Here is a 21,223-nt window from a genome sequence, read left to right on the forward strand (position 1 = left end):
GCGAGAGCGCGGTTCCGATACGGGGGTCGCGCGGGGGCGGGGGGCACGGCGGGCCCGCATCCCCCGCCCCCACGCCCCCACAGAAAACTACACCCCCCCCCCCCCGCCCCTCCCCCACCGCCCCCGGGGCCGGTTCGGGTGACCCCGGGAGCACTGGGTCGTTGCACGCGTAAAACGATCACACGGCGAAGACGCGGAGGTGGTTCCCGTGAGCGTTCGACAGGCCACGGCGGTGAGGACCCTGGTGCTCGACAACCCGGAGGACGTACGCGAAGCGGCCGCGGCGCTCGCCGGAGGACAGGTCGTCGCGCACGGCTTCGGCAACGTCTACGCGCTGACCTCCCGGCCCGACCGGGACGCCGTCGAGCGCGTGAACCGGCTCAAGGGCCGCCCGGCCGGACGGACCGCCGGCCTCCTCACCGTCCCGGAGCGCATCCCGTCGGCCTTCGACTGGACCCGGCTCCCGGAGGGCGTGCCCTGGCAGCAGGTCCGGTCCCTGGCGGAGGAACTGCTCGCCCTCGGGCCCGTCGGCCTGCGCGGCCCGGCCTCCGCGCGCGTGCCCGACCCGCTCACCGCCGACGACGGGGGCGTCCGCACCGTCCAGGTCGTCGCCCCCGGCACCCGCTGCCCCTCGCACGCCTTCCTCGGCGCGGCGCTCGGACTCACCGGCGGCGACTTCCTCGCCGTCACCTCCGCCAAGCGCTCCCGCCACCTCACCGGCCGTGACCAGGAACCCGCGCACTGGCGGGCCGACGGCCTCGCCGGCGAGTTCGGCGCCGAACCCGGGGTCCGGATCCTCGCCCACGCCGACGAGGAGGCCGCCCGCCGGCGCCACCCCTTCCACCGGCCGACCTCCGTCAGCGTCCTGTCCTTCCACCGCACCGCCGGACACACCCGCTCCGGCCTGCCCGCGCTTGTCCTCGAACGGCACGGCTCGCTCTCCGCCGACCACATCCGGGCCGTCGCGGCCAACCACGGCTTCGGGCTCGCCCTCGCCCCCCACGCCGGGGGCCCGCTCGTCCCCCGGCCCTACGGCCCCGCCTGACCCCGCCTCAGGCCGGGGGAGCGGCCGCCTCCAGGGCGATCTCCGCCCACACGGTCTTGCCGTCCGACTCGTACCGGACGCCCCACGCGTCCGCCAGCGACGCGCAGATGTGCAGGCCGCGCCCGCCCTCGTCCCCCGCCTTCGCGTGCCGCAGGTACGGGGCGGTCGGCGCGCCGTCGCGGACCTCCACGGTGAGCGCGGACTCGCCCCGCAGCAGCCGGAGGGAGACGGGCGGGGCGCCGTGCCGGACCGCGTTGGTGACCAGTTCGCTGACGACCAGTTCGACGGTGAGCGGGTCGACGCCGAGGGCCCACCGCCGGACCCGCTCCTCGGCCGCGTGCCGGACCGGAGCCACCGCCGACAGCTCGCGCGGCACCTCCCACTCGGCCATGTCCCCGGCGGGCAGCCGCAGCGTCCGCGCCACCAGCAGCACCCGCTCCGGGGCCAGCAGCGCCGCCAGGTCGTCGGCCATGGGGTGCGGCCCGCGGCCGGGGTGGGCGAGCGCCTCCGCCACCCGCGCCCGCGGCGGGTCCCCGCCGGCGGGCGCGGACGAGGCCAGACACAGGGTGGTGCCCTCCGGCAGGAGGCGGGAGGAGCAGGCGAAGGGCGGCCCGTCCCCGCCCAGCAGCGGCCCCTCCTCCACGAGGTCGGTGTCGAGCGAGCCGTCCGGACGGACGGCGGCGCACAGCGAGGAGCCCGCCCGGGCGAGCTCCAGCCGCCCGGTCACCGGGTCGTGGACGGCGATCGTGCAGCTCGCGGCCGGCTCCTCCGCCCCGTGGTCGTGCGCCTGCTCCCGGGCGAGCCGCCGGGTCACCGTGTGCAGCCGCGCCAGCAGTTCGTGCGGGGCGAGGTCGAGCGTCGCCAGGCTGTACACGGCGGTCCGCAGCAGGCCCATCGTGGCCACCGCGCTCAGCCCCGGCCGCTCCACCTGGCCGACCACCAGCGCCACCCGGGCGCCGGGCAGCGGGATGACGTCGAACCAGGAGCCCGCCCCCGTACCGCCCGGCCGGTGCCGCTGGGCGACCTCGACCGCGTGCCGGGTCTCGCCCTCGGGGCGCAGCGGCCAGGACTGGAGGGCCGTCATCACGATGTGCTCGCGGGTGAAGCGGAGCGCGTTCTCCAGGCAGGTCGCCGTGTGCGCGGTCACCCCCTCGACGAGCGCGAGGTCGTCCTCGGTGTACGGGTCGGCCCCGGGCGGCCGGCGGAAGGCCACGGCCCCCAGCAGCTGCCCCCGCACCGCGAGCGGCGCCACCAGCCGCACCTCCCCGTCCTCGTGGACGAGCTCCGGCTCGCCGGGCAGCCGCTCGCCGAACAGCCCCGGCAGCAGCACCGTCCCCGGCCCCGGCAGCGGCTCGTCCGTGCCGGCGTCGCCGGAGCTCCCCACGGCCGCGCAGCGCAGCAGCGGGGTCTCGCCGGACCGGCGCAGCTCCGGCGGCTTGCCGCGCAGCACGGCGTCGGTCAGGGCGACCACGACCGACCCCGCGAAGCCCGGCACGGTCACCCCGACCAGCTCCTGGGCGGTCCGCTCCACGTTCAGGGTCCGCCCGATCCGCTCGCGGGCCTCGTACAGCAGCCCGAGCCGCTGCTGGGCGCGGATCCGCTCGGTGACGTCCATGACGGTGGCGACGAGCCCGGGGGACGGCCGCTGCGCGCCGTCCGGGCCCGGCGCGGGCAGCGGGTACACCGAGACCGAGTAGACGTGCTCGCGGTCCGCTTCGTGCGGCGGCCGGCCCGGCACGAGGACGTCCCGCAGCGGCGGGCCGCCGTCGAGGACCTCGCGGAGCACCTGCTCCTTCACGTCGATGCCGAAGGTCCGGTACACCTCCACCGCCGGCCGCCCGATCAGGGTCTCCTCGTCGACGTCCCGCATCGCGAGCGCCGCCCCGGTGACCCGGACGAGCCGCAGCTCCCGGTCGAGCACGTGCAGGCCGACCTCGGACTGGCGGAACACCGTGTCGAGGACGGCGCCGTCGAGTGCGGAGGGAACGTCCTCGAACATGTGCACACCTGCCAGCGGTCGACACCCGGTCCAGGCCCAGTCTGACCGCTCCGGGCGCCCTCCGCCCGTCACCACGCCCCCGTTCCGCCGCCGTCCTCCCTCCGCCGGCCCGGCCGGCGCCCCCCTTCCGCCCTGGTCAGCGGGGACGCGGGGGAAGGAGGAGCAGACCGGTGCCGAGGGCGCGCTCGCCCGCCGCGTCGGAGGGACGGTTGACGACACCGGCCGCGGTCGCGAGGACGCTCGACCCGCCGCCGTCGAGGTTCAGCGCCTCCCGGGCGCCGAGGGCCCGCATCAGCCGGGCGGCGCCGTCGATGCCCAGGCCCTCGCTGACGCCGGGCCGGCGGCCGTCGGCGACGACCAGCATCAGCCGGCCCCGGTCGTCCACGCCGATCATGGAGCGGGGGTTGGCGCGGACCGTCCAGTCGTAGGTGAACGACTGGTCGGGACCCTCGCGGACGATGCCGTCGGCCACCGCGTTCACCGCCACCCGGCCGTCCCGCACCAGGGCCGGGCCCACCTGGAGGATCGTCGTGCCGGGCCCGAGCGCGACCGGGCGGCCCCGGCCGTCCCGCACCCGCTCCTCGAAGACGAGCGAGGCCCCCGGCCGTACCGTCCGCAGCAGCCAGTCGGCGCCGTCGCCGATGGCCTGGAGCGTCGAGCCGCCGGGCGGGACGGGCGCGCCGCGCTCGGCGCGGACGGCCGCCACCCGGCCCCGGCCGTCGAGCACGGCCTCCGCGCCGGGACCGGACGGGGGCGCGCCCCACTCGGGCGTGAACCGGACCAGCTCGCTGGGGTCGGTGCAGGCGACGTCGTGCAGGGGCCGCTGCGTCGGCAGGTCGCCGCCCACCCCGCCGCAGTTCCAGATCCGGCCGGGAAGCCGGTTCACCCCGTCGACCTCCACCGTCTCGCCGCCCGCCGTGACGGTGACCTCCGCCGTGAAGGTGTCGACGGAGAAGGAGCGCCCGCCGTCCTCCATCCGGAGGCCGGCCCGGCCCTGGGTGGCGGAGCCGAGGAGCCTGCCGTCCCTCACGTACAGGCCGCCGGGCGCGCTGTCGTAGAACCACTGGCCGTTGACGCCGGCGAGGGCCCCCGCGGCGCCGATCAGGCCGGTCAGCTTCTCGGTGCCGTGGAGGGTGGGCCCGTGGTCCGCCGCCAGGCGGCCCCCGAACGCGTCCAGGTCGACCCGCAGGACGTGCACGTGCTGCGGCGCGCCGTCGTCGGCCCCGTCCTGCGCCGTGTACCGGGTGCGGGCGGTGAACCCGGCCGCCCGCAGCCGGTCGGCGAGCGCCGCCGCCCCGGCCTCCTCCGCGTACCGCCCGGCCCGCACCGTCCAGCCGAGCACCCCCGCCCGCCGGTCGGCGTACGCCGGGGCGGTGACGGCCTCGACGCGCGGCTCGAAGCCCCGCGCGCGCAGCTCCTCCGCCACGTCCAGCGCGGTGTCGCGCGGGCCGAGGGCCAGCGGCGCCCCGGCGAGCGGCCCGCCGGGGCGGTCCGGCAGGCCGACCTGGACGGTCCACACGTCGTCGGCGTCCCGCCGCCCGTACGCGAGCGAGGTGAGCGTCACGCCCGGCGCCGGCGTGCCGGTGACGCGGGCGGCGCCGTGCACGGGGTGGGGGGCCTCGGCGGAGGGGCCGGCCGGACGGGCCTCGGCGAGGGGCGCGGAAGCGGCCGACAGGACCGCCGCGGCCACCACGAGGGAACGGAACCTGCGCTGCAAGGAAGTCCTTCCGTCGACGGGACGGGAAGAGGGGCTGGAAGGGCAACCGGCCGCTGCCCCACGGACAGTGACGGAGGGTCAGGCACCGGGCGGCGAGCCGCGGAGGACCCGCCCCTACTGTCCCCGGCCGCCGCCGCGCCGGTGGGCACGGCCTCCGGATGTCACCCGCCCGGCGTACCCGCGGGGGCGGCGGACCGCCCCGCTATCCTTGCGGTGTGGAGATCCCCTCGTACGACGACATCCGGGCACTGCACCGGAAGCACGCCCCCAGCGACGCCGCCTTCGAACTCGTCTTCACCCACTGCGAGATCGTGGCCGCCATCGCCGACCAGGTGATCTCCCGCTCCGGCGCGGACGTCGACCCGGACCTGGTCCGCGCCGGCTGCCTGCTGCACGACATCGGCGTCTACCGGCTCTACGACGCCGCCGGGCGGATCGACGGCGCCTCGTACGTCACCCACGGCGTCCTCGGCCACGCCCTGCTCGCGGAGGAGGGCCTGCCCGAGGGCCTGTGCCGCTTCTGCTCCTGCCACACCGGCGTCGGCCTCACCCAGGAGGACGTCCTCGCCCAGGACCTGCCCATCCCGCCCGCCGACTACGTGCCGGTCACGCCGGAGGAGCGGATGGTCATGTACGCCGACAAGTTCCACAGCAAGAGCACCCCGCCGCGCTTCGTCTCCCCGGACAGCTTCGAGACGAGGATCGGCCGCTTCGGCCCGGAGAAGGTCAGCGTCTTCCGCTCCCTGCGCCGCCTGTACGGCGACCCCGAACTGGACGCCCTGGCCGCCGCGTACGGCCACGCGGTGACCTGAGCGCCCCCGCCGCCCTCAGCCGGTGGCCGCGACGATCGTGGCCACCGTCACCGCGGTCATCGCCGCCCACATCTCCCGGATCGCCGTCCGCACGTCCTCGGCCGCCCACCGGCCCGCCGCGATCTCCTCCATCCGCGCGGCGACCTCCTTGCGCGGCTCCCCGGGGAAGGCGAGCCGGTGCAGTTTCGCCCCGTGCACCAGGGCGATCAGCCCGGCCGTCCGCTCGTCCGGCGCGGCGCCGTCCAGCACCGCGGCCCGCAGCCGCCCCCGCAGCTCCCGCTCCACCGAGCCGTCCGCCTCCGGATAGCGCCGCACCGGGAACAGCCCCAGGACCCGGCGCCTCTCCTCCACGACCAGGCCCCGCTCGCAGAGGCGCGCGACCGCCGCGGCCGGCGCCTTCGCCTGGTCCTTCGTCAGCCACTCGGTGACCTTCGGCGCCCTGCCCCGGCGCTCCGCCCAGGCCGCGACCAGCGCCAGCCGCTCGTCCAGCAGGGGCTCCCCGGTGGGGCTCCCGTCCACGACGGCCAGCCGCCCGTCGGCGACCGACACCCGCCCGGCGAGCGCGAGGTCCAGCAGGATCCCGCCCGCGACCGCCCACGCGGCGGCCTGCCGGTCCTTCGCCTCCCCCGACCCGTCGTCCAGCGACAGCAGCGTGATCTCCTCGGCGAGCGTGACCGTCATCGACGTCCTTCCTGGTGGTGGGGCCGGACGGGGCCGGCGGCTCTCTCCCGTGAGGACGGTCTGACGGACCGTCCGGTTCCCCGGACCGCCCCGGGGGGGCGCCCGGACGGGACCGCTCGGCGGGCCGTTGTCAGTGGGGGCTGGCACGCTGGGGCCATGGACAGGCGGAACGACAGTCCCGGAGACAGGGGGAAGGACGGCGGCATGGGCGGGGACCGTGACGAGGAGCTGCTGCGGGGCCGGGTCTACGGCCAGGACCACGACGACCCGCACCCCGGACCGCGCCCCGGGCGCGCCTACGCCGAACTGGTCGGCGGCCCGCTCGACGGGCTGCTGCTCGACGTGACCGACTGGACCGGCGAGGAGATACGCGCGGGCGCCGTCCTGGAGACGGAGCTGGGGCGCTACGGCGCGGGAGGAAAGGCGGTGTACGGCCCGCGGGCGGGCGACCCGGCGCACTTCGACTGGACCGGCGACACCCGCTGACGGGCCCGGGGCACGAAAAAGGCGGGAACACCTCCCGCCATGTTCAAGGTATAGCGCAAGGGGGGCCTTGCGGCAAGGCCCCCCACGTGCCGCACAATCGCACACCTACCCCGCCACCTGCTGAAACGAGATGCGCGCGTGCCCATGCCTCTGCGGACCACCGGCCCCTTCGAGCTTCCCGACCGTCTCGCCGCCAAGGCCGACCCGGCGCTGATCGCCGACGACGAGAAGCACTTCGCCGCCGTCGCCGAGAGCCTCGACCTGGCCGTCGCCGAACTCTCCGAGCGCCTCGACGAGGCCCTCCGCGCCCCCGGCGGCGTGGGCCGCGAGGCGATGGAGCGCGACCTGGAGGTGCACCGCCTCTCCGGCCGGCTGCGCGCCCTGCGCCGCTTCGGCCTCGACCTCTGCCTCGGCAGGATCGTCTCCGCCGACGGCTCCGAACCCCTCTACATCGGACGGCTCGGCCTCACCGACGACGAGGGGAACCGGCTGCTCGTCGACTGGCGCTCACCCGCCGCCGAGCCCTTCTTCGCCGCCACCCACGCCCACCCGATGGGCCTGGCCAGCCGTCGCCGCTACCGCTGGAACGGCGGCCGGATCACCGACTACTGGGACGAGGTCTTCACCGAGGCCGGCCTCGACGAGCACGCGGCCCTCGACGACCAGTCCGCGTTCATCGCCAGCCTCGGCACCCACCGCTCCGAGCGGATGCGCGACGTGCTCTCCACCATCCAGGCCGACCAGGACGCCATCGTCCGCGCGGGCTCGCGAGGCGCCCTCGTCGTCGACGGCGGCCCCGGCACCGGCAAGACCGTCGTCGCCCTCCACCGGGCCGCCTACCTCCTCTACTCCGACCCCCGGCTCGGCCACCGCCGCGGCGGCGTCCTCTTCGTCGGCCCCCACCAGCCCTACCTCGCGTACGTCTCCGACGTGCTGCCCAGTCTCGGCGAGGAGGGCGTGCGCACCTGCACCGTCCGCGACCTCGTCCCCGAGGGGGCGGACGCCCGCCCCGAGAAGGACCCCGAGGTGGCCCGCCTCAAGTCCTCCGCCCCGCTGGTCCGGGGCATCGAGAAGGCCGTCCGCTTCTACGAGGAGCCCCCCGCCGAGGAGATCCGCGTCACCACCGACTGGGGCGACCTGACCGTCACCGCCGACGACTGGGCCGAGGCCTTCGACGCGCCCGGCCCCTCCACCCCCCACAACGAGGCCCGCGAACTGATCTGGGAGGAGCTCGTCACCCTGCTGAGGGAGAAGGCCGGGGACGAGGTCCCGGAGGTCCTCTTCGAGCGGGCCCTGCGGCACGACCGGGAGCTGGTCTCCGCCCTCGACCGGGCCTGGCCCATGCTGGAGCCCACCGACCTCGTCGGCGACCTGTGGACCGTCCCCGCCTACCTGCGCCTGTGCGCCCCCTGGCTGGACCGGGACGAGGTGCGCCTCCTCCAGCGGGCCGACGCCCAGGCGTGGACCGAGTCCGACCTGCCGTTCCTCGACGCGGCCCGGCAGCGGCTCGGCGACCCCCGGTCCAGCGCCCGCAAGCGCCGCGAGAAGGCGACCCTCGCCGCCCGCAAGGAGCGGATGGCCGGCGTCATCGACACCATCGTGCGCTCCGACGACGACGGCGAGGGCGCCGTCACCATGCTCCTCGGCAAGGACCTCCAGGACAGCCTCGTCGACGAGAGCGGCCTGCCCACCGCCGCCGGCGACCCGCTGGCCGGCCCCTTCGCGCACGTCGTCGTCGACGAGGCGCAGGAGCTCACCGACGCCGAGTGGCAGATGCTGATCGCCCGCTGCCCCTCGCGCAGCTTCACCATCGTCGGCGACCGCGCCCAGGCCCGCCACGGCTTCACCGAGAGCTGGCGCGAGCGCCTGGAGCGGATCGGCCTCGACCGCGTCGAGACGGCGTCGCTCAGCATCAACTACCGCACCCCGGAGGAGGTCATGACCGAGGCCGAACCGGTCATCCGCGCCGCCCTCCCGGACGCCAACGTGCCGACCTCGGTCCGCGCCTCCGGCATCCCCGTCCACCACGGCACCACCGCCGAACTCGACACCGTCCTCGACGACTGGCTCGCCGGGGACGCCGACGGCGTCGCCTGCGTCATCGCCGCCGAGGGCCGCCTCCCCGAGCTCGGCGACCGCCCCCGGGTCAGGGCGCTCACCCCGAGCCTCTCCAAGGGCCTGGAGTTCGACCTCGTCGTCCTCCTCGACCCGCGGGAGTACGGCGAGGGCATCGAGGGGGCGGTGGACCGCTACGTGGCGATGACCCGCGCCACCCAGCGGCTCGTCGTCCTCACCACCCCTTGACGGCGGGCCCGGACGCTCAGGACGGCAGCCCGCCCCGCGCGATCACGTCCGCGTACCAGCGGGCACTGTCCTTGAGCGTCCGCCGCTGGCTCGCGAAGTCCACGTGCACGATCCCGAACCGCTTGCTGTACCCGAACGCCCACTCGAAGTTGTCCAGGAGTGACCAGAGGAAGTAGCCCCGCACGTCCGCCCCGTCCTCGATCGCCCGGCGCACCGCCGCCAGGTGCCCGTGCAGGTACGCGACCCGCTCCGGGTCGCGCACCCGGCCGGACGGGTCCGCGTAGTCGTCGTACGCCGCCCCGTTCTCGGTGATCACCAGCGGGACGCCGGGCAGCTCGTCGCGCAGCCGCGTCAGCAGCTCGTGGAGCCCGTCCGCGTCCACCGGCCAGTCCATCGCCGTCCGGGGCCCCGGCGCCGGCAGGAACCGCACGTGCCGCTCCGCGCCCGCCCACGGGGACGGCGACTCCGACGTCCCCGCGGCGACCACCGTGGGGGAGTAGTAGTTCAGGCCCAGCGAGTCGATCGGCGCCGCGATCGCCGCCAGGTCCCCGTCCCGGACGAACCCCCAGTCCGTCACCCGGGCCGTGTCCGCCACCAGGTCCTCCGGCAGCCGGCCCCGGAAGACCGGGTCCAGGAAGATCCGGTTCGCCACCGCGTCGATCCGGCGCGCCGCGTCCCGGTCCTCCGCCGACTCCGTCAGCGCCCGCACCACGTGCAGGTTGAGCGTCAGCGACACCTCGGACCCGGCCGGCAGCGCCTCCCGCAGCGCGCCCACCGCGAGGCCGTGCGCCAGGTTCAGGTGGTGGGCGGCGCGCAGCGCGTCCGCGTCGCTGGTCCGCCCCGGCGCGTGCACCCCGTTGCCGTACCCGAGGAAGGCGGCGCACCACGGCTCGTTCAGCGTCGTCCAGGTCGCCACCCGGTCGCCGAGCGCGGCCGCCGTGATCCCCGCGTACTCGGCGAACCGCGCGGCGGTCTCCCGGCGCGGCCAGCCGCCCGCGTCCTCCAGCTCCTGCGGCAGGTCCCAGTGGTACAGCGTCGCCACCGGCCGGATGCCCGCCTCCCGCAGCTCGTCGCAGAGCCGCCGGTAGAAGTCGAGGCCCTTCTGGAGCGCCGGCCCCCGGCCGGTCGGCTGGACGCGCGGCCACGCCACCGAGAACCGGTAGTCCGTCACCCCCAGCTCGCGCATCAGCGCCACGTCCTCGCGGACCCGGTGGTAGTGGTCGGCGGCGATGTCGCCGGTGTCGCCGTTGCGGACCTTGCCCGGCGTCCGGCTGAAGGTGTCCCAGATGGACGGCGTCCGGCCGTCCTCCGCGGCCGCGCCCTCGATCTGGTACGCGGCGGTGGCGGTGCCCCAGCGGAAGCCCTCCGGGAAGCGGAGCGTCGCGGTGGACTCGGGGCGTGCGTCGACAGCGGTCATGAGGAGGCAACTCCAGAGGGAAGGAGGGGAGGAGGGAGGAAAGGGGGGCGGGGGCTCAGCCCTTGACCGCGCCCTGCATGATGCCGCCGACGATCTGGCGGCCGAGCAGGCCGAAGACCAGCAGGACGGGCAGGGTGCCGAGCAGGGTGCCCGCCATGATCACCGACTGGTCGTGGACGTAGCCGCCGCCGAGCTGGCGGAGCGCCACCTGGACGGTCGGCTCCTGCGAGGAGAGCGCCACGATCGGCCAGAAGAAGTCGTTCCACGCGGCCATGAAGGTGAGCAGGCCGAGGACGGCCATGCCGGGACGGGCGATCGGCACCACGATCGACCAGAAGATCCGGGCCGTGGAGGCGCCGTCCACCCGGGCCGCCTCGATCAGCTCGTCGGGCAGCGACTGCACCAAATACTGGCGCATGAAGAAGACGCCGAAGGCGGAGACCAGGCCCGGCAGGATCACCGACTGGAGCTGGTTCACCCACTGGAGCTCCGCGATCAGCATGAAGAGCGGGATGACGCCGAGCTGCGGCGGGATCATCATCGTCCCCACCGTCACCGCGAGCAGCGCGCCCCGGCCCCGGAAGCGGAGCTTGGCGAAGGCGAACCCGGCGAGCGTGCAGCACAGCACCGTGCCCACGGTGATCGAGCCGGACACGATCAGCGAGTTGAGCAGCGCCTTGCCGATGTCCGCCTCGGCGAGGACCGCCTCGAAGTTCCGGATCAGGTGCGGGCCCGGCACCAGCGACGGCGGCACCTTGGCCAGGTCGGCGTTGGTGCGGCTGGCCGCGACGATCGTCCAGTAGAAGGGGAAGGCCGAGACGAGCACCGCCAGGATCAGCACGGCGTACGCGACCGGCCCGGCCTTCAGGGTCCGGCCGGCGCCCGACCGGCGCCGGCGGCCGGGCGTCCGGCGGGCGGGGGAGACGGCCGGGGCGGGCGGCGCGGCGGGCGGGTCGGCGAGCGCGGTCATCGGCCGGCCTCCTTGCGGGAACGGCGGCGCGCGATCAGGGCGTTGACCCCGACCAGCACCAGGATCAGCAGGAACATCACCCAGGCGATCGCGGCGGCCCGGCCCAGGTGGAAGAAGCCCCAGCCCTGCTCGTACATGTAGAGGCCGAGGGTCTGGTACTGGTGCGAGATGCCGCCCGACATGGAGCCCTCGAAGAGCAGCGGCTCGCCGAAGAGCTGGGTGGCGCCGATCGTGGAGACCACGACCGTGAACAGGATCGTGGGCCGCAGCCCCGGCAGCGTCACGTGGAAGAACTGCCGCCACCGGGAGGCCCCGTCCATCTCGGCCGCCTCGTACAGCTCCGAGGGGATGGACTGCATGCCGGCCAGGTAGATGAGCGCGTTGTAGCCGGTCCACCGCCAGACGACGATCGTGGAGACCGCGATCTGGGAGGTGAGGGTGCCCGACTGCCAGTCGACCGGACCGAAGCCGACGAGGCCGAGGACGTAGTTGAAGAGCCCGAAGTCACGGCCGAAGAGCTGGGCGAAGACCAGGGTCGCGGCGGCGACGGAGGTGGCGTACGGCAGCAGCATCGCCGTCCGCAGGAACGTCCGGCCGCGCAGCCGGTGGTTGAGCAGGTGCGCCAGGGCGAGCGCCATCACCAGCTGCGGCACGGTGGACAGCACCCCGATGGTGAAGGTGTTGCGCAGCGCGGTCCAGAAGAACTCGTCGCCGAACAGGGCGGTGTAGTTGCCGAGCCCGCGCCACTCCATGGCGCCGGGGTCCTGGAGCTCGACCCGGTGGAGCGAGACGTACGCCGTGTAGACGAGCGGGAAGAGGCCGAAGGCGGCGAAGAGGGAGAAGAACGGCGCGACGTACGTGTACGGGGAGACCGCCCGCCACACCCGCCGGAGGACCGGCGGGCGGGGGACGGCGACGGCTTTCGCCGGTGCGGTGAGGGTCACGGTGCGGCCCTTCGGGAGACGGCGGTCACGGAGGAGGGAGGGGAGGGGAGGGGCGGGGGCAGGGAGGAAGGGAGGGAGGAAAGAAGGGAGCGGCCGGGGCGGGGGGAGCCGCCCCGGCCGGCTGATCGGCCGGGGGCCGGGGGCCGGGGGCCGGGGCCGGGAGGCTTCGGCCGGTGTCCGTGCCCCGGCCGGAGCCGAGCGGCCGGGTGATCCGACCGTCCGGGTGACCGGGCGAGCCGGTGGCCCGGGTGAGCGTCCGGCCGTCGGGCCCGGATCTCCCGGGCGGGTGCCCGGGAGGTGTCGGGCTTCGGGCGGGAGCCCGGGTGCCGCCCGGGACAGGGCCTGGCCCCGGCGGGTGTCCGGAGGGGCGGAAGGAGCCCGGCCCCGGGAAAGCGCCCGGCCCGGGGCCGGGCCTGGTTCCGGGAGTGCCGGGAGGCCCCGGGGAAAGGGACCCCGACCCCGGAGGGCCCGGGGAAAGGGACCCGGCCCCGGAGGCCGCCCGGACGCGGAAGGGCCCGGCTCAGCCGAGCGTGTTCGCGACGCCCTTCTTCGCGTTCTCCCAGGCCTTCTCGGGGGCGAGGCCCTTGCGCTCGACCTCGCTCAGCGCGTTGGTGATCTGCTGGCTGATGTTCTGGTCGTGCACGCCGAGGACCTGCACCGGGGCCGCCTTGGCCGCGTCACCGAAGATCTTCCCGATGGGCGCGCCGTTGAAGTAGGGGTCCTCGGTGTCCGCGACCTCGGCGATCGCGCCGGTCGAGGAGGGGAAGTTGCCCTGCTTGGCGAAGACCTTGGCCTGCTGCTCGGGGGCGGTGAGCCACTTGATCAGCTCGTACGCCTCCTTCTTGTTCTCGGCGGCGCGCGGCACCGCCAGGTAGGAGCCGCCCCAGTTGCCGGCGCCGCCGGGCAGTGCGGCGACGTCCCACTTGCCCTTGCCGGTCTCGCCGGCCTGGCCCTTGATGTAGCCGAGCATCCACGCGGGGCAGGGGATGGTGGCGAAGGAGCCGGCGGCGAAGGCCTGGTTCCACTGCGGGGACCACTGGTCGAGCTTGGCGCTGAGGCCGGCGTCGCTCGCCTCGACGGAGGCGTCCCAGGCGGCCTTCAGGGCGGGGTTGGTCTCCCAGATCAGGGCCCCGGAGGCGTCGTAGAAGCGCTCCTTCTCCTGCCCGATCATGATCGAGAAGAGGCTGCCGACGCTGTCCAGCCAGGCGCTCTTGCCGGGGGCCTTGGCCTTGTACTGCTTGCCGAGCTCCAGGTAGCCGTCCCAGGTGGACCAGCGCTTGGCCAGCTCGGTGCGGTCGGTGGGGAGGCCGGCCTGCTCGAAGAGGTCGGTGCGGTAGCACATCGCCTCGGGACCGACGTCGGTGCCGAGGCCCAGCACCTCGCCGTTCTTGCCGGTGGCGGCGGCCCACTTGGCGTCGGCGAACTGGCTCTTGAGCCCGTCGGCGCCGTACTTCCGCAGGTCCTCGAAACGGTCGGCCTGCTGCTGGGTGACGGAGGCGATCCGGCCGACCTCGATGCCCTGCACGTCGGCGAGGCCGCCCCCGCCGGCGAGCCGGGTCTGGAGCGACTTCCAGTAGTCGGCCTCGTCCTCGGTGTCGGTCTGCTTGATGGTGACGCCGGGGTGGAGCTTCTCGTACTCGGCGTAGAGCCCGGCCTCCTTGTAGCCGAAGGAGCCGAAGAGGTCGACGGTGATCGTGACCTTGCCGTCCGCCTTGTCGGCGGTGGTGCCGGAGGAGCCGGATCCGCAGGCGGCGAGCAGGGAACCGGCGAGCGCGACCGCTCCGAGGCGGAGGGCGGCCTGGGTGGCGGCTCTGGTGATGGGCATGGACGGGCTCCCTTGGCGTCGGGCGGGTCGGAGGGAAGGAAGGGAAGGAAGAGAAGAAGAGAAAGAAGGAGCAGGGGGAGGGGAAAGCGGAAAGCGGAAAGAGGCGGGCTGCGCCGGGGGTTCCGGACGGCCCGAGAGCGTTCTGAGAGCGCTCTCAAGAACGGTCTGGAGCGTGCCCCGACTCGCCGTCCCCCGTCAAGACTCGAAGACATAACGGCTCGGAATCGAAGCCCGCTTACGAGGGCGCCGCTCCAACTCCCACTCCGGTCCGCTCTCTTGACGGCCAGGTTTCGGGAGTTTTACGTTGCGCACTGCTTGAGAGCGCTCTCAGAGCATCGTGAACGAGCCCTTCACCCCCCATCGAGCCAACGAGGTGCTGTACGTGTCAGCTCCCCGCTCCCGACCGGCCGCGTCGCTGGTCCTCACCGCCGCCCTGGCGGCCGCCGGTCTCGTACCGGCCGCCGCCGGCCCCGCCTCCGCCGCCACCGTCCCCGTGGGCGCGGGCGGTTACTCCGACACCCGCCCCGCCGGGACCTCCGGCCCCACCACCAACACCGGGACCCCGGTCGCCCCCAAGGTGACCGCCGCCGCCCAGGGCCGGCCCGTGCCCACCAACGACTGGTGGTCCTCGCTCGCCTTCCAGCGCTACGGCGACAACCCGTACTCGACCCCCATGTACGGGCATCCGCTCACCTACCAGGCCGTCGCCGGCGGCCTGGAGATCGGCTACCCCACCACGCCCGCGATCGTCGGCGACGGCCGCCAGTACGAGTTCCCCCACAAGGCCGACCTCACCCTCGGCCTCACCGGCCTCAACTCGCCCGACGCCAAGGCCGACGACTGGTCCGACTGGACCGTCACCCCCCTCTGGTCCGACGGCGCCCGCACCCTGCGCACCACCATCGGCCACGGCCTGCCCTTCGTGTACGCCAAGGGCACCGGCGGCGACGCCCGGATCACCACCGCTTCCGCGCCCGCCGTCTTCGCCGACCAGGGCAACGTCCTCGGCATCACCGTCGCCGGACACCACTACGCCCTCTTCGCCCCCGCCGGCACCGACTGGAACGTCTCCGGCACCACCCTCACCGCCGGCCTCGGCGGCAAGGACTACTTCTCCGTCGCCGTCCTCCCCTCCACCGACGCCCTCGCGACCTACCGGCGCTACGCCTACAGCTTCGTCACCGGCTCCCGCGTCACCTGGTCGGCCACCGGCGGCCGGGTGGACGCCACGTACACCCTCACCACCGAGGCGAAGGAGGGCACCGAGACCGGCACCCTCCAGGCCCTCTACCGCCACCAGTGGCTGAACTCCGCCGACCCCCTCACCCCGTACACCTACGTCTCGCCGCGCGGCACCATGAAGGTCCGCGAGGGCCGCTCCTTCACCACCAGCCGCAAGCAGGCCGCCGTCCTTCCCGGGCTGCCCGCCACCGGCGCCGTCGACCAGGCCCGGCTGCGCGGGTACCTGAACGAGGTGGTGAACGCCGCCGACCCGTTCTCCGGCGCCACCGACACGTACTGGACCGGCAAGGCGCTCGGCCGGCTCGCCCAGCTCGTCCCGCTCGCCGAGCAGCTCGGCGACACCGCCCTGCGCGACCGGCTCCTCGGCCTGCTCAAGGGCCGCCTCCAGGACTGGTTCACCGTCGGCGGCGCCAACGAGTTCTCGTACGACCGCACCTGGAAGACCCTCACCGGCTACCCGGCCTCCTACGGCAGCGACACCGAGCTCAACGACCACCACTTCCACTACGGCTACTACGTGTACGCCGCCGCGATCGTCGCCCAGTACGACCGGGCCTGGGCCGCCGACTCCGCCTGGGGCGGCATGGTGAAGACCCTCGTCCGGGACGTCGCCAACCCCAGCCGCACCGACACGGCCTTCCCGTTCCTGCGCGGCTTCGACGTCTACGCCGGACACAGCTGGGCCTCCGGCCACTCCGGCTTCGCCGCCGGCAACAACCAGGAGTCGTCCTCCGAGTCCACCAACCTGAGCGCCGCGCTCGTCCTGTGGGGCTCCGCCACCGGCGACACCGGCCTGCGCGACCTCGGCAGCTACCTCCTGGCCACCGAGTCCGACGCCATCGGCCAGTACTGGTTCGACGCCGACCAGCAGGTCTTCCCCGGCTCCTTCACCCACGACACCGTCGGCATGGTCTGGGGCAGCGGCGGCGCCTACTCCACCTGGTGGACCGCCAACCCGGAGGAGATCCACGGCATCAACACCCTCCCCGTGACCGCCGGCGGCTCGCTGCACATGGGCGGCTACCCGGGCGCCATCCGGCGCAACCTCGCCGAGATGGAACGGGAGAACGGCGGCCCGGCCGTCGAATGGCGCGACATCCTCTGGGAGTTCGAGTCGCTCGCCGAACCGGCCCGCGCCAAGTCCCGCTTCGACGCCACCGGCGGCAACTACACCCCGGAGGCCGGCGAGTCCCGCGCCCACACCTACCACTGGCTGACCACCCTGGACGCGCTCGGAGCCCCCGACGCGAGCGTCACCGGCTCCGTCCCGGCCTCCGCCGTCTTCCTGAAGGGAACCGAACGCACCTACGCCGCCCACAACTTCGGCTCCGAGCCGATCACCGTCACCTTCTCCGACGGCAAGTCCCTGGCGGTACCGGCCCGTTCCACCGCCACCGGCAAGGGCACCGGCGCCATCCCCTGCGGTCAGCCCGGCGGACCCGCCTGCCCCGGGCCGGGCACCGGCGACACCTTCCGGCTCGCCTCCGGCGGCACGCTGACCACCGCCACCGACACCACCGCCGGCAGCGCCACCATCGCCTCCGCCGGCGGCGCCAACCACGACGGCACCCCGCACCAGCCGCTCGTCCACGAGGCGCGCAACGTCACCGGCACCCTCGTCCCGGGCGCCGCCACCGCCTTCCGCCTCGCGGTCGACGCCGGCACCACCGTCGGCCTCGGCCAGCAGGCCCGGGTCAGCTACGACCTGACCGGCGACGGCACCTTCGAACGCGTCGAGACCTACCACTACTTCGCCACCGACCCGGTGCCCGGCTGGGAGCGCTACGACCAGACCCGCGGCCTGAAGTCCGCCACCGGCACCCTCGGCGACCTGCGCGGCGGCACCGTCCGCCTGGAGCTGTGGAGCGCCATCGGCAACGGCCCGTCCACCGTCCGGACCGGCACGGCGGACTCCGTGCTCGTCATCCCCTACGACTGACCCGTCATCCCCTACGACTGACGGGGACGGTACGGCCGGCGGGTGCGCCGGGCCTCACGCCGAGGCCCGGCGCACCAGCGTCGTCGGCGTGATCAGCGGGTCCGGGGCCGGTGCCCCGGACCCGAAGTCGTTCATCCGGCGCATGAGCAGCCGGACCATCAGCCGGCCCATGCCCTCGATGTCCTGCCGGACCGTCGTCAGCGGCGGGTCCGTCCGCTCGGCGATCGACGCCACGTCGTCGAACCCGACCACCGCCACGTCCTCCGGCACCCGCAGCCCCCGCTCCCGCAGCACCCGCAGGGCGCCCGAGGCCATCAGGTCGTTGGCGGCGAACACCCCGTCCACCCCGGGACACCGGTCGAGGACCTCGGCCATCGCCCGGGCGCCGCTCTCCGCCGTGAAGTCCCCGTGGCCCAGCAGGGCCGGATCCGGGTCCCCGAGCGCGTCCCGCCAGCCGTCGGCGCGGTCCGCCGCCGAGGTCTGGTCGCGCGGTCCGGCGAGGTGCGCGACGGCCCGGCAGCCCCGGTCGACGAGGAGCCGGACGGCCTCGCGCGCCCCGCCGCGGTTGTCGCAGTCCACGTACGGCAGCTCCGGGCCGATCCCGTCCGTCGGCCGCCCGCCGAGCACCGTCGGGATCTTCGCCCGGCGCAGCACCGCCGCCAGCTCGTCCTCGTCGTGGAGGGAGAAGGCGAGGGCGCCGTCGACGTGGCCGCCGCCGAGATAGCGGGCGATCCGGTCGTGGTCACCCGGCCCCTCCACCCAGAGCAGGACCAACTGCGAGTCGTGGGCGGTGAGTTCGCGGCTGATGCCGCGCACCTGCTCCTGGAAGAAGGGGTCGGAGAAGATCCGGAACTCCGGCTCCGCGATGACCACGGCCACGGCGCCGTTGCGCCGGGTGACCAGGGTGCGGGCCGCGAGGTTCGGCACGTACCCGAGCTCCTCGACCGCCCGCCGCACCTTGTCGACCAGCGGCGGGCGCACCCCCGCGCCGCCGTTGACGACCCGGGAGACCGTGGCCCGCGACACGCCGGCGCGGGCCGCGACGGCCTCCAGGGTGGGACGGGCCCCCGTCGTCTGCTCGGCCACGTCGGCCCCCTTCATCTGCTCCGGTCCGGGGAGCGGGCGGCTGCCCGGACGGACCGCGTGATGTTGCGGGGTCAGGATATCCGTACCGATGACGGGTCTGAGAGCGCTCTCTGGAGTCGTCCGGGTTCAGTCGCGCGCGGGGGCGAACGAGACCATCCGGGGCTGGCGCCGCGCGTCCTCGCCGCTGACGTGCGAGGGCATCGCGAGGATCCGGCCGCCGACGTGGAGGACGCGCCCCCCGCGCGTGGTGTACTCGGCCGCGGCCGCCGCCGCCGGATGGCCCATCAGCACCTTCTCCCTGCCGGCGCCGGCCCGCCCGAGGAGGAACGTCCGGCCGGGCCGGGTCGACGTGGCCGATTCGTACACGACGGTCCCGGAGGCGGAGGGCGAGCCGACCGGCGTCAGGATCTTGTACTCGTCGTCCCGGACGCCCCAGACGAGTGCCCCGGTCGCGAGGTCGTAGGCCCCGACCCGGTCGGTTCCGCCGACGTGGACCAGTCCGTGGGCGACGAGGATGCCCGGGCACGGCTGGAGGCCGGCGCCGATGCCGATGTCGGAGCAGTGCGTGAAGCCCTTGGGGCGGGGGTCGATGGTGCGGCGGAGCTCGCCGCGGGGACCGAGGGCGACGATCCGCCAGTCCTGGGTGAGCCGCTCGTTGTCGATCTGCGTGTACACCACCGGGTCGACGGAGACCACCCGCTCCACCTTCCGGCCGGCCGGCGTCCGGTGGCGCCAGCGCACCGCGCCGGTGCGCGGGTCGAGTTCGCGGAGCTGGGCGTACCCCTTGCGCCGGTCGACGCCGAGCGCGCAGACGGCGCCGACGAGGAGCCGGCCGCCGCCGGCGACGCTGTCGGGGTAGCAGCGGCCCGGGTTCTCGGTCGGGATGTCGAAGAGCCGGGTCCCGTCGGAGACGCGGAACGCGGCGGCCTCCATGCCCTCGGCGACCGCGAGGGTGTCCCCGCTGATCGCGGTGTCGACGAGGAGGGCGGGGGTCTCCCGGTCCGGGTCCCGCAGCAGCTCCTTCTTCCATCCCGCCTTCCCGGTCCGCAGGTCGATCATCTGGAACCGGTCGCAGTGCGCGCCCCGTTGCGCGCCGCTGGTCGCGAGGACGAGGACGATCCGGCCGTCCGGCGTCGGGTTGTCCGGCACCTCGCAGACCGGGGTGGGCAGGGTCAGGTTCCAGACCTCGGCGCCGTCCGAGAGGCGGTAGGCGGTGACCTCGCGGTACAGGGCCTGGACGACGGTGTCGCCGACGATCCAGGGGCCGTCCACGCGGATGTTGCGCCGGGGCAGGTCGGTGCGGTCGTCGGCGATCCAGGCGGTGGCCTCGCCGGGGCGGCGGGCGGCGGCGAGCTCCCGGGCGCCGGGCACGCGGTCCGGCGCGAGGGTGGGGAGGGCGGGACGGGCGGAAGGCGTCCCGGAGGGCGGCGCGGTGGTCTCCCGGGCGGTCGCGGGACGCGCGCGGTCGGTCCCGTACCCGTACCAACCGGCCCCCGCCACCGCGACGACCAGCAGCGCCAGGCCGACGGCGAGCGCGGTCAGGCCGAGGTCGCGCCGGGAGCGGCGTCCCGCCGGGGGCCACGGCGGCGGTGCGTACGACATCGGGACTCCCCCTGTGGGCCACCGGCGGTGCGGAAGTTTTTCTAGAACGAAGTTCTGCTTCGCCCGTAGCATAGCGACGCGGACCGACGACACCGACACGGGGACCGGGGGAGGCGATGGTGCGGGCGGGTGCCGAACGGGACGGCCACGAACGGCTGATGAGGGAAGCGGCGGAACGGGAGGGGCTCGGCGCGCACCGCGGCGGGCACGCGTCGTCCGCCCCCACGCGGAGCCGCGGCGCCCTCGGGGTCGCGGCCGTCCTCGCCGCCGCCGTCGCGGCCTGCCTCGCCACCGGCCACGAGGCGCTCGCGGTCCTCCCCGGCCTCCTCGTCCTCTGCGCCGGCCCGCTCCTCGGCCACCCGGCCTTCGGCGCCCGCACCGGCGACGCGCGCCTGGAGCAGTACGAGAGGGGGCTCGTCGTCCACCTCGGGGGCCGGATCCGGGTGGTCCGGTACGCCGACACGACGGTGCTCGACCGCACGGTCCGCCGCACCCGGCACGGCCGGAGCCTCCCGGTCGCGTACTCCTTCGGCCTCACCGACACCGAGGGCCGCCGCCTCGTCGTCGGCGGCGCCTTCACCGGCGGCGACGTCTGGGGCCCGCTGCTGCGCCACGACGCCGTCCTCGCCCGGCTGCCCGGCGTCCTCGCCCGCCTGGACGCCGGCGAGCGGATCGGGTTCGGCGCCGTGTGGCTCACCGCCACCGGACTCGGCTCCGGCCGCGCCTCCGCCCCCTGGCACCTGATCAGCGGGGTCGAGATCGAGGACGGCACCCTCACCGTCCGGGTCGAGGGCCACCGGAAGCCCCTCGTCGTCGCCTCCGTCCGCCGCACCCCCGACGTCTCCCTGCTCCTCGCCCTCACGGAGACCCTCCGCGCCGCCGGCCCCGGCCCGCGCCCCCGCTGACGAGGCGGTCGTTCACCCGTGGCGGTGGTCGCGGCCCGTACCGGTTCCCCGCCGCCGTCCGCGTGCGGCAGCGTGATCGCCATGAACGTCCGCCGCACCGTGCTGCCGCTGCTCGCCGCCTTCCTCGTCAGCGGCTGCGTCGCCCTCCCGCGTCACGGCGCCGAGCTGCGGCTCGCCGTGAACTGCGCCGGGATCGCCCCCTCCGCCCGCGTCCTGGGCCGCAAGGGACCGCACGACCTCGACCTGTTC

At 75.1% G+C, this 21,223-nt stretch carries 15 protein-coding genes; 6 read left to right on the top strand and 9 right to left on the bottom strand.

The window, feature by feature from the left end:
• Positions 1-208 precede the first annotated feature (208 nt).
• Complete coding sequence (locus AB0E83_RS30885; protein WP_362119208.1) at positions 209-1,045, top strand: hypothetical protein; 837 nt, start codon at positions 209-211, stop codon at positions 1,043-1,045.
• A 7-nt stretch (positions 1,046-1,052) separates the two neighbouring features.
• Here the strand turns inward: AB0E83_RS30885 and AB0E83_RS30890 are convergent, their stop codons facing one another.
• Positions 1,053-3,044, bottom strand: coding sequence for a SpoIIE family protein phosphatase (locus AB0E83_RS30890; protein WP_362119211.1), 1,992 nt, complete (start codon positions 3,042-3,044; stop codon positions 1,053-1,055).
• Between the two features lie 136 nt (positions 3,045-3,180).
• Positions 3,181-4,761, bottom strand: coding sequence for a phosphodiester glycosidase family protein (locus AB0E83_RS30895; RefSeq protein ID WP_362119214.1), 1,581 nt, complete (start codon positions 4,759-4,761; stop codon positions 3,181-3,183).
• 215 nt (positions 4,762-4,976) lie between these two features.
• Between AB0E83_RS30895 and AB0E83_RS30900 the strand changes: the two genes are divergently transcribed.
• Positions 4,977-5,573 carry an HD domain-containing protein gene (locus AB0E83_RS30900; protein ID WP_362119217.1) on the top strand — a complete coding sequence of 199 codons (597 nt, stop codon included), beginning with the start codon at positions 4,977-4,979 and terminating at the stop codon, positions 5,571-5,573.
• Positions 5,574-5,588: 15 nt separating this feature from the next.
• On the opposite strand, the gene AB0E83_RS30905 is transcribed toward AB0E83_RS30900, so the two are convergent.
• The gene (locus AB0E83_RS30905) at positions 5,589-6,254 is read right to left on the bottom strand and encodes a GPP34 family phosphoprotein (RefSeq protein WP_362119220.1); all 666 of its coding nucleotides are present in this window, start codon (positions 6,252-6,254) and stop codon (positions 5,589-5,591) included.
• A gap of 204 nt (positions 6,255-6,458) precedes the next feature.
• Here AB0E83_RS30905 and AB0E83_RS30910 point away from each other — a divergent pair, with 204 nt between their 5' ends.
• Both AB0E83_RS30910 and helR read left to right on the top strand, forming a co-directional pair.
• A complete protein-coding gene (locus tag AB0E83_RS30910; protein WP_362119223.1) occupies positions 6,459-6,740 on the top strand; it encodes a hypothetical protein in 282 nt (93 codons plus the stop codon).
• Positions 6,741-6,884: 144 nt separating this feature from the next.
• Complete coding sequence (gene helR, locus AB0E83_RS30915; protein ID WP_362119249.1) at positions 6,885-9,044, top strand: RNA polymerase recycling motor ATPase HelR; 2,160 nt, start codon at positions 6,885-6,887, stop codon at positions 9,042-9,044.
• A 16-nt stretch (positions 9,045-9,060) separates the two neighbouring features.
• Here the strand turns inward: helR and AB0E83_RS30920 are convergent, their stop codons facing one another.
• The 4 genes from AB0E83_RS30920 to AB0E83_RS30935 form a co-directional block, all read right to left on the bottom strand.
• Positions 9,061-10,461, bottom strand: a complete 1,401-nt coding sequence (locus tag AB0E83_RS30920; protein ID WP_362119226.1) for a GH1 family beta-glucosidase — start codon at positions 10,459-10,461, stop codon at positions 9,061-9,063.
• A 55-nt stretch (positions 10,462-10,516) separates the two neighbouring features.
• Positions 10,517-11,431 carry a carbohydrate ABC transporter permease gene (locus AB0E83_RS30925; RefSeq protein WP_362119229.1) on the bottom strand — a complete coding sequence of 305 codons (915 nt, stop codon included), beginning with the start codon at positions 11,429-11,431 and terminating at the stop codon, positions 10,517-10,519.
• Positions 11,428-12,375 carry a sugar ABC transporter permease gene (locus tag AB0E83_RS30930; protein WP_362119232.1) on the bottom strand — a complete coding sequence of 316 codons (948 nt, stop codon included), beginning with the start codon at positions 12,373-12,375 and terminating at the stop codon, positions 11,428-11,430. Before AB0E83_RS30930 ends, AB0E83_RS30925 begins: the two co-directional genes overlap by 4 nt.
• Before the next feature lie 520 nt (positions 12,376-12,895).
• Positions 12,896-14,200: an extracellular solute-binding protein gene (locus tag AB0E83_RS30935; protein WP_362119235.1), complete on the bottom strand. Its 1,305-nt coding sequence runs from the start codon at positions 14,198-14,200 to the stop codon at positions 12,896-12,898.
• A gap of 382 nt (positions 14,201-14,582) precedes the next feature.
• Between AB0E83_RS30935 and AB0E83_RS30940 the strand changes: the two genes are divergently transcribed.
• Entirely contained in the window at positions 14,583-17,381 is a 2,799-nt protein-coding gene (locus AB0E83_RS30940) for a glycosyl hydrolase (protein ID WP_362119238.1), read from the top strand.
• Between the two features lie 54 nt (positions 17,382-17,435).
• Here AB0E83_RS30940 and AB0E83_RS30945 read toward each other — a convergent pair whose 3' ends face one another.
• The gene (locus AB0E83_RS30945; protein ID WP_362119241.1) at positions 17,436-18,467 is read right to left on the bottom strand and encodes a LacI family DNA-binding transcriptional regulator; all 1,032 of its coding nucleotides are present in this window, start codon (positions 18,465-18,467) and stop codon (positions 17,436-17,438) included.
• Positions 18,468-18,593: 126 nt separating this feature from the next.
• On the bottom strand, positions 18,594-20,069 hold the full coding sequence (locus AB0E83_RS30950; RefSeq protein ID WP_362119244.1) for a PQQ-binding-like beta-propeller repeat protein: 1,476 nt from the start codon (positions 20,067-20,069) through the stop codon (positions 18,594-18,596).
• A 158-nt stretch (positions 20,070-20,227) separates the two neighbouring features.
• Here AB0E83_RS30950 and AB0E83_RS30955 point away from each other — a divergent pair, with 158 nt between their 5' ends.
• Complete coding sequence (locus tag AB0E83_RS30955) at positions 20,228-20,974, top strand: DUF6585 family protein (RefSeq protein ID WP_362119247.1); 747 nt, start codon at positions 20,228-20,230, stop codon at positions 20,972-20,974.
• Positions 20,975-21,223: the final 249 nt, after the last annotated feature.

Origin of the sequence: Streptomyces sp. NPDC035033 (assembly GCF_040636735.1) — a bacterium.
GTDB lineage: Bacteria > Actinomycetota > Actinomycetes > Streptomycetales > Streptomycetaceae > Streptomyces.

Bases quoted from the DNA above. Each gene is read 5' to 3' on its own strand.
- AB0E83_RS30925 (WP_362119229.1), bottom strand. From the start codon at position 11,431: ATGACCGCGCTCGCCGACCCGCCCGCCGCGCCGCCCGCCCCGGCCGTC.
- AB0E83_RS30910 (WP_362119223.1), top strand. From the start codon at position 6,459: ATGGGCGGGGACCGTGACGAGGAGCTGCTGCGGGGCCGGGTCTACGGC.
- AB0E83_RS30905 (WP_362119220.1), bottom strand. From the start codon at position 6,254: ATGACGGTCACGCTCGCCGAGGAGATCACGCTGCTGTCGCTGGACGAC.
- AB0E83_RS30935 (WP_362119235.1), bottom strand. From the start codon at position 14,200: ATGCCCATCACCAGAGCCGCCACCCAGGCCGCCCTCCGCCTCGGAGCG.
- AB0E83_RS30950 (WP_362119244.1), bottom strand. From the start codon at position 20,069: ATGTCGTACGCACCGCCGCCGTGGCCCCCGGCGGGACGCCGCTCCCGG.
- helR (WP_362119249.1), top strand. From the start codon at position 6,885: ATGCCTCTGCGGACCACCGGCCCCTTCGAGCTTCCCGACCGTCTCGCC.
- AB0E83_RS30920 (WP_362119226.1), bottom strand. From the start codon at position 10,461: ATGACCGCTGTCGACGCACGCCCCGAGTCCACCGCGACGCTCCGCTTC.
- AB0E83_RS30955 (WP_362119247.1), top strand. From the start codon at position 20,228: ATGAGGGAAGCGGCGGAACGGGAGGGGCTCGGCGCGCACCGCGGCGGG.
- AB0E83_RS30890 (WP_362119211.1), bottom strand. From the start codon at position 3,044: ATGTTCGAGGACGTTCCCTCCGCACTCGACGGCGCCGTCCTCGACACG.